The sequence below is a fragment of the Lentzea sp. NPDC036949 genome (assembly GCF_055608075.1).
In genome coordinates, this window is record NZ_JBVJRA010000009.1 from 293,859 (window position 1) to 307,839 (window position 13,981).

The 13,981-nt window shown below is 70.1% G+C and carries 14 protein-coding genes; 12 read left to right on the forward strand and 2 right to left on the reverse strand.

All coding sequences use genetic code 11. The features are described 5' to 3' along the window. Nucleotides 1–177 precede the first annotated feature (177 nt). The 10 genes from ACZ7CD_RS25840 (at nt 178) to ACZ7CD_RS25885 (ending at nt 9,905) form a co-directional block, all read left to right on the forward strand. Complete coding sequence (locus ACZ7CD_RS25840) at nt 178–1,314, forward strand: cytochrome P450 (RefSeq protein WP_470372289.1); 1,137 nt, start codon at nt 178–180, stop codon at nt 1,312–1,314. A 31-nt stretch (nt 1,315–1,345) separates the two neighbouring features. Beyond that, nucleotides 1,346–1,606: an acyl carrier protein gene (locus tag ACZ7CD_RS25845; protein WP_360384869.1), complete on the forward strand. Its 261-nt coding sequence runs from the start codon at nt 1,346–1,348 to the stop codon at nt 1,604–1,606. Nucleotides 1,607–1,610: 4 nt separating this feature from the next. Continuing rightward, nucleotides 1,611–1,868, forward strand: a complete 258-nt coding sequence (locus ACZ7CD_RS25850; RefSeq protein ID WP_458432818.1) for a phosphopantetheine-binding protein — start codon at nt 1,611–1,613, stop codon at nt 1,866–1,868. Continuing rightward, complete coding sequence (locus tag ACZ7CD_RS25855) at nt 1,865–3,106, forward strand: hydroxymethylglutaryl-CoA synthase family protein (RefSeq protein WP_470379848.1); 1,242 nt, start codon at nt 1,865–1,867, stop codon at nt 3,104–3,106. Before ACZ7CD_RS25850 ends, ACZ7CD_RS25855 begins: the two co-directional genes overlap by 4 nt. Next, the gene (locus ACZ7CD_RS25860; RefSeq protein WP_360384875.1) at nt 3,103–3,846 is read left to right on the forward strand and encodes an enoyl-CoA hydratase/isomerase family protein; all 744 of its coding nucleotides are present in this window, start codon (nt 3,103–3,105) and stop codon (nt 3,844–3,846) included. Before ACZ7CD_RS25855 ends, ACZ7CD_RS25860 begins: the two co-directional genes overlap by 4 nt. Further along, nucleotides 3,843–4,634 (forward strand): polyketide synthase, encoded by a 792-nt coding sequence (locus ACZ7CD_RS25865; protein WP_458432820.1) that lies wholly within the window; start codon nt 3,843–3,845, stop codon nt 4,632–4,634. The genes ACZ7CD_RS25860 and ACZ7CD_RS25865 overlap by 4 nt, the downstream gene beginning before the upstream one ends. A 10-nt stretch (nt 4,635–4,644) precedes the next feature. Beyond that, a complete protein-coding gene (locus ACZ7CD_RS25870; protein WP_470379849.1) occupies nt 4,645–5,874 on the forward strand; it encodes a beta-ketoacyl synthase N-terminal-like domain-containing protein in 1,230 nt (409 codons plus the stop codon). Then, entirely contained in the window at nt 5,871–6,749 is an 879-nt protein-coding gene (locus ACZ7CD_RS25875; protein WP_360384881.1) for an ACP S-malonyltransferase, read from the forward strand. Before ACZ7CD_RS25870 ends, ACZ7CD_RS25875 begins: the two co-directional genes overlap by 4 nt. Continuing rightward, the gene (locus tag ACZ7CD_RS25880; protein ID WP_470379850.1) at nt 6,746–8,545 is read left to right on the forward strand and encodes a beta-ketoacyl [acyl carrier protein] synthase domain-containing protein; all 1,800 of its coding nucleotides are present in this window, start codon (nt 6,746–6,748) and stop codon (nt 8,543–8,545) included. The genes ACZ7CD_RS25875 and ACZ7CD_RS25880 overlap by 4 nt, the downstream gene beginning before the upstream one ends. A 229-nt stretch (nt 8,546–8,774) precedes the next feature. Further along, a complete protein-coding gene (locus ACZ7CD_RS25885; protein ID WP_360384885.1) occupies nt 8,775–9,905 on the forward strand; it encodes a glycosyltransferase in 1,131 nt (376 codons plus the stop codon). Here ACZ7CD_RS25885 and ACZ7CD_RS25890 read toward each other — a convergent pair whose 3' ends face one another. Continuing rightward, the gene (locus ACZ7CD_RS25890) at nt 9,906–11,006 is read right to left on the reverse strand and encodes a calcium:cation antiporter (protein WP_470375252.1); all 1,101 of its coding nucleotides are present in this window, start codon (nt 11,004–11,006) and stop codon (nt 9,906–9,908) included. Nucleotides 11,007–11,124: 118 nt separating this feature from the next. Further along, complete coding sequence (locus ACZ7CD_RS25895) at nt 11,125–11,514, reverse strand: SSI family serine proteinase inhibitor (protein ID WP_470379851.1); 390 nt, start codon at nt 11,512–11,514, stop codon at nt 11,125–11,127. A 237-nt stretch (nt 11,515–11,751) separates the two neighbouring features. On the opposite strand from ACZ7CD_RS25895, the gene ACZ7CD_RS25900 reads away from it, so the two are divergent. Continuing rightward, entirely contained in the window at nt 11,752–12,336 is a 585-nt protein-coding gene (locus tag ACZ7CD_RS25900; protein WP_470379852.1) for a D-alanyl-D-alanine carboxypeptidase family protein, read from the forward strand. A 213-nt stretch (nt 12,337–12,549) separates the two neighbouring features. Beyond that, a complete protein-coding gene (locus ACZ7CD_RS25905) occupies nt 12,550–13,974 on the forward strand; it encodes a hypothetical protein (RefSeq protein ID WP_470379853.1) in 1,425 nt (474 codons plus the stop codon). Nucleotides 13,975–13,981 lie beyond the last annotated feature (7 nt).

The following is a 13,981-nucleotide window of genomic DNA, read 5'->3' on the forward strand; positions in this document are numbered from 1 at the left end:
GCGACCACGAGCCCATCTGGAGGCAACGTGCTTTCGCAGCAGGATGCTGCCCTTTCCGCGAAAGCGATTTCATGCTGCACCGAATGTGCTGCCGGAGCACCTGACTTCGGTTCCGCCGAGCTCTTCTCCCACGGACAGCCGCACGCCGTGCTGAGCCGGTTCCGCGAAGCCGCGGCTGTGCACAGGCTCGCGTCCGCCGCTGTCGGCGACGAGTTCTGGGGCGTCTTCCGCGCCGAGGAGGCGAAGGTCGTCCTGGGAGACGACGACGTCTTCCTCTCCGGTCAGGGTGTCTTCCCGTGGAACGGGCCCGCCAACCCGGACCCGTTGCGCGGCAGCATCCTGATCGCCACGGATGGCGAACATCGAGCCGTCGTGCGCTCCGCCATGAAGGACCTGTTCACCAAACGGCGCGTCGAGACGCGTACCGCAGCTTTGACCGATGCGCTCGAACGCCTGGTGCGGCCCCGCATCGACACCGCGGCGTTCGACTTCAACGCCGACATCGCATGGCCGCTCGCGCTGGCGTCCATGGCCGATCTCCTGGGGCTGGACGAGATGCGGATGTCCGAGGTCGGCGACCAGGTCGCGGGCATCCTCGGTGACACGGGCCCGGAGGCCTTCACCGGTACCGACCGGGAGACGGCGCGCCAGGCCCTCGCCAAGGCGGCGGGCATCTTCAGCGATCTGCTGGTGGGACACCGCAACGCCGGGCAGAACAACCTGATCGGCCACCTGCACGAGGCAGAACGCGCCGGCCGGATCTCGCGCAAGGACGTGCTCTCCAACCTGATCGGTGTCGTCGTCGGAGGCACCGTCGCACCTCGTCTGGCCTTCACGGGGCTGGCCGTGCTGCTCGCCAGGGAGCCGCACTGGCACCCCCGCCTCGCCGCCGCGCCGGAGCTGGTGCCCGGTTTCGTCGACGAGGCGCTGCGCTGGACCGCACCGACCACCACGATCGGCAGGACGGCGGGTCGTGACGTGGAGCTGGGCGGACGGCACATCCGCCGCGGCGACACCGTGCGGGTGGTGCTCGGCGCGGTTCTGCGCGATCCGCGCTGCTACCGGAGTCCGGACGTGTTCGACCCGCTGCGCGGGCAAGGCACGGGCATGGCCTTCGGTTTCGGGCCGCACCACTGCCTGGGCGCCGTCGTCGCCCGGTCGCAGCTGACCGCGCTGCTGGAGTTCTTCGTGGAGAACCGGCTTCGCGTCGTCCTGACCGGACCACCGACCACGACCAGGTCCAACACCTTCACCGGCTACCGGACCGCACCTGTGCGGCTGCTGCAGGACGGACCGAACCCGGTCTCCCGCTGACCGCCACCACCACCGAACAACGGAGATCGACATGAGCGACCGCCTCGCCGGAACGAACACCGAAGCGGAGAACGTGATCATCGACGTGCTCGCCGAGCTGCTGATGCTCGCGCCCGAGGACGTCCCGCTGGACCGGTCGTTCGCCGACGTCGGCGTGGACTCGATCCTCGCCGTCGAGTTCGTCAGCATGCTGCGCACCAGGTTCGACGGTGTCATCACGGTCGACACCGTCTACGACAACGACAGCGTGCGCCTGCTGGCGGCTGCTCTCAAGCCCGTCGTCACGGGGTGACGGGGTGGGAAACCGAACCGGTCGCGAGGAGGTCTTCGCCGTGCTGAAGGAGCAGCTGCTCGAGGTGCTGCCGGACCTCGACCCCGCCGCGGTCGTGCCCAGCGCCAGCATGAGCTCGCTCGGTGCCGATTCGATGGACCGGATGGACGTCGTGGTCGGTACCGTCGAGGCACTGGGCATCGACGCGGCGTTGCACCGGTTCGGTGACGCCGCGAACCTCGGCGAGCTGACCGAGCTGCTCCTCGAAGAGGTGCCGTCATGACCGCGGTCGGCGTCGAGGACATCGGCGCCTACTTCGGCACGGCCCGGGTCGAGGTCGACGAGCTGTTCCAGGCCCGCGGCCTGGAACCGGCGAGGCTCGCGAACCTGTTGATGCGGCGCAAGAGCGTTGCGCTGCCGTGCGAGGACATAGTCACGATGGCGGTCAACGCCGCTCGACCGGTGCTCGACCGCCTCGGCGCGGAGGGCAGGGCGACCATCGAGACAGTGGTCGTGGCAACCGAGAGCGGTGTCGACCTCGCGAAGTCCGCCGCGGCGTTCGCTCACGCCTTTCTCGACCTGCCGAAGACGTGCCGGGTGTTCGAGGTCAAGCAGGCCTGTCACGGCGGAGCCGCCGCTCTCCAGATGGCGGCCGCTTCGCTCGCCGCCTCGTCGAGGCGCGGCAGGGCGCTGGTCATCGCCGGTGACGCGCCGATTCCCGTCCAGGGCAGTTACGCGGAACCCAGCCAGGGCGCCGGAGCGATCGCGGTCCTGCTCGGCGAGCCACGCCTCGCGCGGTGGCACGCGGACCGCTATGGCCTGTGGAGCTTCGACAACACCGACTTCCGCCGGCCGGCGGTCGACGTCGACGTGATCAACGTCGACCTGTCCATCATGTCGTACATCGACTGCCTCATCGGCTCGTACAAGAACTACTCCGAGCACACCGAGTCCGATTTCGGCACGTCGTTCGACGCGCTGGCGATGCACACCCCGTTCCCGGGAATGGTGCGCGGAGCACATCGCACCGCGGCACGGCGACTGTCCGGGATGGACGCCGTCGAGATCGACCTGGACTTCAAGAAGCGGGTCAGCGCCTCGCTGGAGGTCCCGGCCGAGGTCGGCAACATCTACTCCGGCTGCACCCTGATGGCCCTGGCGAGCTCGTTGCGCCACCATTCGACGACGACCGGTCACGAGCTCGGCGTCTACTCCTACGGAGGCGGGTGTTCGTCCGAGTTCATCGGTCTCACCGCTTCCGCGGACACCGAGGGCACTCCGGCGGCAGCACAGCTCGACACCGCGCTGTCCGCGCGAACGAAGATCAGCGTCGAACGCTATGACGCCGTGCTCGACGTTGCTCGCCGCACACTGCCGGGCACACCGGACGCCGATGACTGCCTCCGCGGCGTCAGCGACCTCGTCACCGCGGCCGCACGCACCACCGGGCCGTTGCTGATGCTCGGTTCGATCAAGGATCACCACCGGGAGTACCTGTGGTGCGACAAGGACATGACATGACATCCGACGGTCTCCGAGTGGTCCCCAAACCGGGTCACCTCGTGCTGGAGCTCAACGACGCCGAGTCCCGCAACGCGCTCACGCCGGCGTTGATCGCCCGGCTGCACGCCGCGTTCGACCAGGCAGAGGCCGACCCGGGCTGCCGCGCCGTCGTACTCCTCTCCGACGGCCCGGTCTTCTGCGCCGGCGCGCACATCACCGAGCTCGGCGAGGCCGAGTTCACGGGGTTGACCACCGGCCTGTGGCACCTGCTCACCCGGATGAGCTCGGGACCGGTGCCCACCATCGCCGTCGTGCAGGGCTGGGCCAGTGGCGGTGGGGTCGGTCTGGCCGCGGCCTGCGACGTCGTGATCGCCTCGCCCGAGGTGACCTTTCAGCTCACGGAGGTGTTCTTCGGCATGCTGCCCACCATCATCATGCCGTGGATCGCCCGCCGCGTGGGACAGCACAGGTCGCTCCGGCTGGCGATGCTCGCGGATCAGCTCACCGCCGCCGAGTCCGAGCGGATCGGGCTCGTCGACGTCGTGAGCGACGACCCGCGGGCGGCGATGCGCAAGGTGCTGCTCTCGTTGCGCCGCTCGGACCGCGACACCCTCGCGGACCTCAAGCAGGCGCACCAGGTCCTGTTCCCGGCCGACAACCGGTACGGGTTGATGGCCGAACGGATGTTCGGCGCGCGTCTGAACGATCCGAAGGTCTCCCAGCGGATCACGGCGCTGGTGGCAGAGGGGTTGTTGTGAGCGACGACAGCGCGGTTCCCGAGCAGGTGTTCGGACCGATCTCCGTGGAGTTCGAAGCGCCGATCGCCACGGTGCGCTTCGCCGATGCCGAGAACGGCAACACGTTCCGCAGGGAGTGGCTGGACCACCTCTTCCAGGCGGTGGAAGCGGCGACCGGCCACCCGGACACCCGTGTGGTCATCGCGGCCGGCATGCCTTCCGTGTTCTGCGCGGGAGCGACCAGGGAGACGCTGGTCGGGATCGCCGACGGTCTGCCGCTGCCGGAGTACCGGCGTTTCGCCAGGGTCTTCGCGACGTGTCCGCTGCCGGTGGTCGCCGAGATGCAGGGCCACGCGCTGGGCGGCGGACTCGTGCTCGGGCTCTACGCCGATGTCGCCGTGCTGAGCGAACGGTCCTACTACGCGGCCAACTTCATGCAATACGGCGTCGCACCGTACGTCGGAGCGACCTACGTCGTCCCCGCCAAGATCGGGGAGGCGCTGGGCACCGAGATGTTGCTGACCGCACGCGGTTACCGCGGCATCGAGCTCAGGCAACGCGGCTGCGGTGTGCAGGTGGTCGCGCACGACGAGGTGCCGGCCACGGCCCGGAAACTGGCCCTGATGATCGCCCGTTCGCCGCGTGCCAGTCTCGAACTGCTCAAACGCGAGCTGATGGGCAAGTGCCTCGCGGGATCGGACGCGGCGATGGACAGGGAGCTGGAGCCCCACATGACCTCCCGCGAACTGCCCGATGTCGTCTCACTGACCGAAGAGGGTTATGGCTTGCTGCGGACCACGACGTCATGACCACGACGTCATGACCGCGCCGGCGGCCCGGGCTGCGGTCGCGGTGCGGGCCGCCACCGTGCTCACCCCTTCGCTCAGCGGCCTCGACCAGCTCGCGGACGTGCTGCTGTCCGACGGCGAACCACCTCCGGTGCACCGGGGTTGGGTGGGTCTTCTCGACGATCCGGAGGTCCACCACCTGGATGCAGGGGACGCCGCGCGGGTGCGCCGCGCCACGAGGTGCAGCGCCGATCCGGCCAGGACGGCGGCGGTGGCCGCTGTGCGGTGTGCCCGCGAGGCCGGGCTGACGGCGTCCGAGCTCGCCGGGTGCGCGCTGATCGTGGCAGGCAACAACCTGGCCATGGACTACCAGGCGCGCACGGTGCTGGACGAGGTGCGCGGTGTCCGTCGGGTGCGTCCCACCCATGCCGTGGCCTACCAGGACACCGACACCGTGGGTGTGGTGAGCGAGCTGCTCGGCCTGCGTGCCGAGGGGTGGACCGTGGGCGCCGCGTCGGCCAGCGGAGCGGTCGCCGTCATCCAGGCGATGCGCCTGCTGCGCGCCGGCGACGCGCAGCGGTGCCTGGTGGTCGCTCCCGCAGGCGAGCTGTCGCCGACCGAAACACGCGCGCTGAGCACCAGCGGCGCACTCCACCCCGGCCCGGAACCGGTGTGCCGGCCGTTCGACGAGCACCGGGAGGGTTTCGTGCCGGGAACGGCCGCGGCGGCGGTCGTCCTGGAACCAGCCGGCCGGACGGCACGGGAACCGCTGGCGGTTCTGCTGGGCGCCGGGCAACGGCTCGACGCCCGGCGTGGCGCCGCACCCGACCCGGCCGGGCAGGTCGAGGCCATGCGCGCCGCGATGCTCGCCGCCGGGATCGAACCCGCCGACGTCGGTTATCTCAGCGCGCACGCCACCGGTTCACGGGTCGGAGACGAGTGCGAGGCCAGCGCCATCGCCCAGGTTTTCGGCGTCGGTGCGGGGCCGCTCGTCAACTCCACCAAGGCTTTCCTCGGCCACGCGCTCACCGCGGCGGGCTTGGTCGAGCTCATCGCCACCGTGGTGCAGCTGCGGAGCGGCCGCGTGCACGGCAACCCGAACACCAGCAGTCCCATGCCCGGTGTGGGCGGACGTCTGGCGGGGCGCACCTCCAGCCCGCTCGACCGGCGGGTGGCGCTCACCAACAGCTTCGGTTTCAGCGGCATCAACACCTCCATCGCACTCACCACCGAGACCATCCAGACGGGGGAAACCCGATGACCGTCGTTTTCCTGTTCCCAGGACAGGGCGTGCAGCGTCAGAACATGGGGGTCGAGCTCTTCGCGCGGTTCCCCGCCCTGACCGGAGCCGCCTCGGCGACGCTCGGCTACGACCTGCGTGAGCTCTGCGCCGATGAGGAGCGGCTCGCCCAGACCCGCTACACCCAGCCCGCAACCTACGTGGTCAGCGCCCTGGCACTGCGCGCCGCCCGCGAGGACGGGCTGAGCCCCGATGTCGTGCTGGGGCACAGCCTCGGTGAGTACAACGCCCTGGAGGCAGCGGGGGTGTTCGGCTTCCTCGAAGGGCTCGAACTGGTCCGGCTGCGCGCCGAGATCACTTCCAAGGCGGCAGCCGGCGCGATGACGGCCGTGCAGGGGCTGGCGGAGGAGACCGTCTGCGGAGCACTGGGCGAGCCGCGGTTGCGGGGCGTCGAGGCCGTCAACTTCAACTCGCCGACGCAGACGGTCCTGGCAGGTCCCGAGAGCGCTCTCGCCTCGGCGGAACAGGTGATGCGCGACCTCGGTGCCGCGGACGTGCGGCGACTGGCGATCACCGGGGCGTTCCACAGCGGTCACATGCGGGACGCCGCGGCTGACTTCGGGGCGCAGCTGGAGCGGTTCTCCTTCGAGGAGCCCGCCATTCCGGTCGTGTCCAACGTGACCGCGCGTCCGCACAGCGCGGCGGACGTCGCCGATTCCCTGGTCCGGCACGTGCACAGCCCGGTGCGCTGGCACCAGTCCGTGACGTGGGTGGCCGAGAACTTCCAGGACGTGTCCTTCCACCAACCGGGCGTCAGCCAGGTGCTGGTGAGGATGTTGCGGCAGATCCCCGCCGCGGCGAACCTGCTCTCCATCACCACGGGAGGTGCGCGGTGAGCGCCGGCGGAGCAGCGCCGGTCGCCATCATCGGCATGGCCGCGCGGGTGCCCGGTGCGGAGGACGCCGACGCGTTCTGGCGCCTGCTCGCCGAGGGCAGGTGCACCTCGGCCCCCGCGACTCCCGGCCGGTTGCACGACTACCGCGCCGACCTGGGCGGCACACCGGACCCGGTGGTGTCCCTGCTGCCGGACGTGGGTGACTTCGAGCCGGGACTGTTCCAGATCACGCCGCGGATGGCCGTCTGGATGGACCCCCAGCAGCGCCTGATGCTCGAAGCCACCTGGCACGCCTTGGAGAGCGCCGGCCTGGCACCCGACTCGCTCGCCGGCCGCGACGCCGGGGTGTTCGTCTCTACCACGAGCTCCGACATGCGCGACCGCGCCGCAGACCTGCACCTCGTCGACCGGTACAGCGCGATCGGGCTTCTGCTGACCTTCGCCTCGGCACGGATTTCGCACCAGTTCGACCTGCGGGGCCCCAGCATCACGCTGGACACCGCCTGCGCGGGCGGTCTGACGGCGGTGGCCCAAGCGGTGTCGGGGCTTCGTGCGGGTGAGTTCGACCTGGCGGTCGCCGGGAGTCCGAACATCTACCTGCACGGCCACATGCAGGCCGTGATGCACCGGTTCGGCGCTCTGTCGCCGACAGGGCAAGCCCGGTGCTTCAGCGCGGACGCCGACGGCTATGTCCGCGGTGAAGGGGTGTTCTGCTTCGTCCTCAAACGCCTGGAGGACGCGGTGGCCGACGGTGACCCGGTGCTCGCGGTCATCAGGGGGAGTGCGCTGAACCACGACGGCCGGCGTGGCACGCTGACGCGTTCCGACGCCGAGTCCCAGGTGGAGCTGATGAGCCGCGCGCTGGCGCAGGCAGGTCTGCCTCCTTCCGCACTGGGGTACATGGAGTCGCACGCGGCAGGCACCGGCAAGGGCGACCCCGTCGAAGTGCAGGCCGTGGTCGATCTGCTGCGGTCGGAAGAGGGACGGACGACCGCAGCCGGACCCGGCGGCAAGCTGTGGATGGGGTCGGTGAAGGGCAACATCGGTCACCTCGAAGGCGCGGCGGGGGCGGCGAGCCTGGCCAAGGCGGTGCAGGTCCTGCGTTATCGCACGATCCCGCTCACCGCCGGTTTCACCACGCCGCACCCCGACATCCCCGCGGACCGCGATCCGGTGGACATCGCGGCACGAGCGGTTCCCTGGCCTGACGGCCCACCCCGCAGGGTCGGCATCACCGCACTGGGAGTCGGTGGGGCCAACGCCCACATCGTGCTGGAAGAAGCGCCGGAGCTCGACAGCCGCGGCCGGCACCGGTCCGGCCGCCTGCCCGTGCCGGTGAGCGCACGCACCGAGCGCAGCCTGCACCGGTTGCTCACCGAGCTGGCCGACCTGCTCCCCCACGGCAGGCAGGACCCGTCGGGCGGACCGGGGCTCGCGCCACCGGACTTCACCGCCGCCGTGTGGACCCTCCAAACGGGACGTGCCCAGTTGGCCCAGCGGGTCGTCATCCTCGCCGAGGACGCGGGTGAGTTCGCGGTCGCGGCCCACGCGTTCCTGCGCGGCGAGCCGCATCCGTTGGTGCTGCACGACACAGTCGACCCCGCGGAGTTGGCCACCGCTGACCACGACGTGCCGGAGCCGGAGCTGCGGGTCGCCGCTCGCTGGCTCACCGGCGAGCGCGTCGAGTGGGACGTCCTGTGGCCGGAAGAGCAGCGCCCGCGCCGAGTTCCGCTGTCCGCCTACCCGTTCGACCGGATCTCGTGCTGGCACGAGTCCTTCGGCTCACTCGGCTCTTGAGGAGAGTGCTCTGGAACGTAGTATGAGCACGCTTCCACCGAGCGACGGCGCTGCCTCCCACCGGCAGATCCACCCACAGCCTTGTGTTGACGTGACCACTGCCACCAGTGACCCCTCATCAGCCACCGGGTCCGCCACTGCGGGCGGTCACCACGATCGGAGCACGACCTTGCGGATCCTCTTCACCGTCGCGAACTCACCGTCCCACATCCGGGCGCTGGTACCGGTCATGAGAGCCGCTCAGGCTTCAGGGCACACGGTCGGGATCGCCACCGCCGCGACCTCCGCCCAGGACATCACCGCCTACGGGTTCGACCACCTGCCGGCGGGGGTCGACATCCTGGACCTCGTCGAGCGGACGCTGGCGGAGTCCGGTGGAACGTTCGCGGAGCTCTCGGCGATGGAGAGGACGGTCGATTTCTTCATCGGCCCTCCGGCCGAGGCGATGGCGAAGGACGTCATCGCCTCGGGGTGGAACCCCGACGTCATCGTCCGCAGCACGCTCGAGTTCGGCGGTGTGCTCGCCGCGGAGGTGCTGGGCGTGCCGCACGCCTCCGTCGCGATCGGTGGCGCGATCAACGTGATCTCGCCGCCCTCCACGCTCGCGCCGCTGATGGCCCCGCTCCGGGCCTCGTTCGGCCTGCCGCCCGATCCCACCGGGGAGGCCGGCTTCCGGCACCTGCACGCCTGCCTGATGCCCGAGACCTACGACCCGGCGGAGGCCGCCGTGCCCCGCTCCAAGTCCTACCGGCACGAGCACCCCGGAAGGCGGGGCGAGGCGTTGCCGCCTGTTCTGACGGGTCTGCCCACCGACAAGCCGTGGGTGTTCGCGAGCCTGGGCACGCTGTCCGCGTTCGCGTCCGACGGCCTCTCGCTGCTCAAATCCGTCGTCACGGCCCTGGCGCAGCTGGACTGCGTCGCGGTGGTCAGCACAGGACGCGGCGTCGCGCCCGAGGCGTTCGGCTCCCTGCCGTCCACTGTGGTCCTCGTGGAGTCAGTTCCCCAGCCGCTCCTGCTGGAGTGCTGCGATCTCTTCGTCACGCACGCCGGTCACAACAGCGTCCGTGAAGCGATGCGATGTGGCGTCCCGCTCGTCTGCATGCCCATGTTCTCGGAGCAGCCGTACAACGCAGGCAGGTGCGCGGAGGCCGGCGTCGGCGAGCAACTGCGCACGGACGCCATGAGCGCCGACGACATCTTGGCCGCCTGCCGGGCAGTTCTGGAGGACCCGCGGTACCGGGGCAACGCCAGGCGGATCCAGCGCGACATGCTGGCCCTGCCGCCACTCGAGACGTTCGTCGCTGACCTGCAGTCGTTGGTGGAAGACGAAAGCAGGCGTTCGAACCGCTCCCGGTCCTGACTACGGGTTCACGGCGAGGAACAGGAACGCCGCCAGCAGCACCAGGTGCACGCCGCCCTGCAGCCGGGTCGCGCGTCCTGGCACCACGGTCAGGACGCTGACCAGGACGGTGAGCAGCAGCAGGATCATCTGCGTCGAGCCGAGACCGAGCAGCAGCGGGCCGTCGAGCCACACGGTCGCGAGCGCGATGGTCGGGATGGTGAGGCCGATGCTCGCGATGGCCGAGCCGTAGCCGAGGTTGAGGCTGGTCTGGATGCGGTCGCGCAGTGCGGCGCGTGCGGCGGCGATGGTCTCGGGCAGCAGCACCAGCAGTGCGATGACGACACCGACGAACGACTGCGGGAAGCCGACCGCGCGCACGCCGGCCTCGATCGCGGGTGACTCGATCTTCGCGAGGCCGACGACGGCGACCAGCGCGACGAGCAGCAGGAACAGCGACATCAGGGCGGCTTTGCCGGACGGCGCCTCGGCGTGCTCGTCGGCCTCGATCACGCCGTCGGCGTCGACGGGCAGGAAGAAGTCGCGGTGCCGGACGGTCTGGGTGAAGACGAACATCCCCCACAGCGCGAGCGAGGCGAGTGCGGCGAACGCGAGCTGCGGGCTGGAGAACTCGGGGCCGGGCGTGGTGGTGGTGAACGTCGGCAGCACGAGCGTGAGCGCGGCGAGGGTGATCACGGTGGCGAGCGCGCCGCCGCTGCCCTCGGCGTTGAAGAGGGTGGTGCCGTGCTTGAGCGCACCGAGCAGCAACGCGATGCCGACGATGCCGTTCGTGGTGATCATGACCGCCGCGAACACCGTGTCGCGGGCGAGTGATGCCGCCTCCGGGCCGCCGGACACCATCAGCGTGACGATCAGGGCCACCTCGATGACCGTCACCGCGACCGCGAGGACCAGAGATCCGAACGGCTCCCCCACTCTCAGCGCCACGACCTCGGCGTGGTGCACGGCCGCGAGGACGGTCACGGCGAGCACGACGGCGATCAGGACCACGAACACGGGCCCGAGGTCGCGCCCCCACGTCACAGCGAGGAGCAGCACGCCGAGAGCGGGGGCGATGGTCGTCCAGGAGAGCAGGGGGAAGCGCGAGGTGGTGGCGGCCATGATCACACCCTCGCACACGTGCGCGACCCCACGCCATCCGAAGCGACCCCCATTCCGATGGCCGAAAATGTGAGGTGGGACGCCCCTGCCGCGCCCCACCCCACATTCTCAGTGGTGCCTAGAAATCGAACAAGGCACCGGTGTGCGCCAGCATGACGCACGAGTTCGGGAACGTGCGGACCTGGTGAACGGGCGCACCGCGCCAGAATCCGAACATCGACACCTCGACGGGTGCGTGCTCGAACGTGCACGCCCGGTCGTCCGCCGCCATCGCACCGAGGTCGGCACGAGCGGCGGCCAGTGCTGCGCAGGCCTGCGCCCCGCGCGGGTGCTCATCGGTCCTCCCGCAGGTCAGGACGGTCGCCCGGTAGGCGTTGTCCGCCACGTCGGAGTGCTGGACCTCAAGCACGAGAGCGGTGCTACCGGCCTGCGGTGCCGCCTGTGCGGTACCGGCGGTGATGAAGAGCGAGACGAGCAGTGCGGCGAACGCGAAAATGCGCGCGGACATCGAAACGGGTCCTCCTGAGACCTTCTGCAAAAACCGGGCCGGTTCTCGGCCGCCGCAGATGTTGCCACCCGGAATCAGCGTGGTGAAAGGGGCCAGGATGCGTTCACCGATCACATTTCGACGTTGCGCCGAAAGCGTGGTTGGGCCGAACGGCTGTGTTCTGCGCCACGCCGTCCGGGACGCGCCTGTCGACCGGTTGTCACCGGACGATGACGGGCACACCGTATTATCGAAATCATGTCCAAGACCTCCAGACGCGTCGTGTTCGGCGTGTTGCTGATCGTCACACTCGTGGTTTCCGCCGGCGGCGCGCTGGGTCACCTGGGCAGATTGACGCTCGTCTTCGACCGGCACGCCGGAAAGCCGCTGGCGATTTACGAGGAGGTGCCGGGCCCGCCTTCCGGGCCGCCGTGCCCGATCGACGCCCGCTACCTCGACGAAGCACCCGACGGCCTGCGCGGCGACGTGCTGCAGGCGTGGAAGTCGTTGCGCGCCAAGGCAACCGAACAGGGCGTGACGCTGTGCCTGAACGACGGCAAGCGCAGCCGAAGCCAGCAGCAGAAGGAGTTCGACGACGCGGTCGGGAAGTTCGGCAACGCGGAGCTCGCCAGCCGGTACGTGCTGCCGCCGGACAAGTCGATGCACGTGCTCGGATACGCGATCGACATCCAGCCGATCGAATCCGCAAAATGGATCGAGAAGAACGGCAGCACCTTCGGCTGGTGCCGCCGTTACGAAAACGAGCAGTGGCATTTCGAGTACAACGCCGCCTACCCCACCGGCGGCTGCCCCGCTCTGGTTCCGAGCGCGACGGGCAGCTGACTCCCCCGGTAAAGGTCTAGACGCCTGGTGCGCGCGTGAGGTTGCGTCACCGCAATCCGACAACGCCCGTTACCGGATCAGAGCACCGCATGGCTCGCGCCCGCACCGGCGTCGGCGTCGCTCCTGAACAGCGCCCGCCCCAGCGCTGGGCGGTTCGGGCGATCCGCGTTCATTCCCGAACGACCAGGCCCGCCCACGTGATCGGATCGGGCCGTGCGCACCTGGAACAAGATCGTCATCGCCGTGGCCGTCGTCCTCGGCTACGTCGCCCTGATGCTCGCGATCAGCGCGGGCATCGACCTGCGCAAGAGCGTCGCGTTCGAGGACGCGCCCGCCAAAGCGGCGGCGTTCCGGGCCGCGATCGACCGCAAGGACGTCGTCGAGGCGCGGTCGATCGCGAGCTGGTTCGACGTCCACCACCCCAGCGGCGGCCACTCCTACATCTCAGCCGAACTCGGGGCCGACGTCGCCGCGGAGGGCCGGTTCGAGCGGGCCAGGAGCTACGCCAACGACCTGCCCGAGGAGATCCCGGAGGACCAGGCCAAGCTCGACGCGGAGTTCGACCGGACGAGTGCGCGCGCCGTGCCGTGGCTGGTCGTGGCGGCGATAGCGGCCGTGGGGGCGTTGGCGTTCCGGTATCAGCGGCACAAGGCCAACGCCGATGTCGTCGAGGTGGTCACCCGGTTCATGCCGAAGCGGCCGGTGTGGCGGCGGCCGGTGTTCCTCGTCGTCACCGGTGCCGGGTACGTCCTGCTGACGGCCGGGTTCATCGCCGTGGTGGCCGCGACCAGGGCCAACGAGCTGCCGTGGGGGGTGCGGGGGATCTTCCTCGCCGGCGGTGTCATCGGGTTGCCGATCGCCTACTTCGTGCTGCGGTACTCACGGCCGCGGGCGGTGCGGGGTGCGGCGCAGGCGTTGCGGGCCGACTGGCGGCGGCCGGTGCTGTACCTGCGCGACTTCGGGGACGACCAGGCCGCGTCCGTGGTTGACGGGCAGGAGGAGATGGCGTGGACGGGGATGGTCAGCATCCTCTCGCGCGAGGAGCAGCTCATCGGGGCGTTGGGGGCGTACGGGCCGGTGGTGGCCGTCGGGATTCCCGGCGAGGACGTGCCACGGCTGGGCGCGGCACGGTTCTACCTGCCCGGTGACGACTGGCAGAGCGGCGTGCTGCGGCTGATGGACCAGGCGCAGCTCATCGTGCTGCGACTGGGTGACGGCGACGGGGTGTGGTGGGAGGTCGACCAGGCGTGCCGCACGCAGCCGCCGGGCAAGCTCGTGCTGCTCGTCCCCGGTGGGCGGCCCGACCTGGCGCAGCGGCTGGAGACGCACCTGCCGACACCGCTGGGCGTGCCGGTGGACGAGAACCGGTGGACCTCGGCCGTCGTCGCGTTCGGGCCGGACTGGGAGCCGCACGTGCAGCGGGTGGGGCCGTTCGCCGGGGAGAAGCGGCGCACCAACCAGCCGGCGTTCTTCGTCGCCCGCGCGTTGCAGGAGGCGCTGAAGGCGATCGGGTCGTACCGGCACGGACTGCACATGCGGACCAACGCGCACCTGCTCAAGATCTACGGCAAGGTCCTGCTGCTGGTGCCGGGACTGGTGTTGATAGTGAGCTTCCTGCGCATGGTCTTCCTCTGGTGAGCTGCCC

What these genes read in the sequence shown, in the direction of transcription:
- ACZ7CD_RS25845 (WP_360384869.1), top strand. Translation starts at nt 1,346, where the DNA reads ATGAGCGACCGCCTCGCCGGAACGAACACCGAAGCGGAGAACGTGATC.
- ACZ7CD_RS25855 (WP_470379848.1), top strand. Translation starts at nt 1,865, where the DNA reads ATGACCGCGGTCGGCGTCGAGGACATCGGCGCCTACTTCGGCACGGCC.
- ACZ7CD_RS25860 (WP_360384875.1), top strand. Translation starts at nt 3,103, where the DNA reads ATGACATCCGACGGTCTCCGAGTGGTCCCCAAACCGGGTCACCTCGTG.
- ACZ7CD_RS25870 (WP_470379849.1), top strand. Translation starts at nt 4,645, where the DNA reads ATGACCGCGCCGGCGGCCCGGGCTGCGGTCGCGGTGCGGGCCGCCACC.
- ACZ7CD_RS25875 (WP_360384881.1), top strand. Translation starts at nt 5,871, where the DNA reads ATGACCGTCGTTTTCCTGTTCCCAGGACAGGGCGTGCAGCGTCAGAAC.
- ACZ7CD_RS25885 (WP_360384885.1), top strand. Translation starts at nt 8,775, where the DNA reads ATGAGAGCCGCTCAGGCTTCAGGGCACACGGTCGGGATCGCCACCGCC.
- ACZ7CD_RS25890 (WP_470375252.1), bottom strand. Translation starts at nt 11,006, where the DNA reads ATGGCCGCCACCACCTCGCGCTTCCCCCTGCTCTCCTGGACGACCATC.
- ACZ7CD_RS25895 (WP_470379851.1), bottom strand. Translation starts at nt 11,514, where the DNA reads ATGTCCGCGCGCATTTTCGCGTTCGCCGCACTGCTCGTCTCGCTCTTC.
- ACZ7CD_RS25900 (WP_470379852.1), top strand. Translation starts at nt 11,752, where the DNA reads ATGTCCAAGACCTCCAGACGCGTCGTGTTCGGCGTGTTGCTGATCGTC.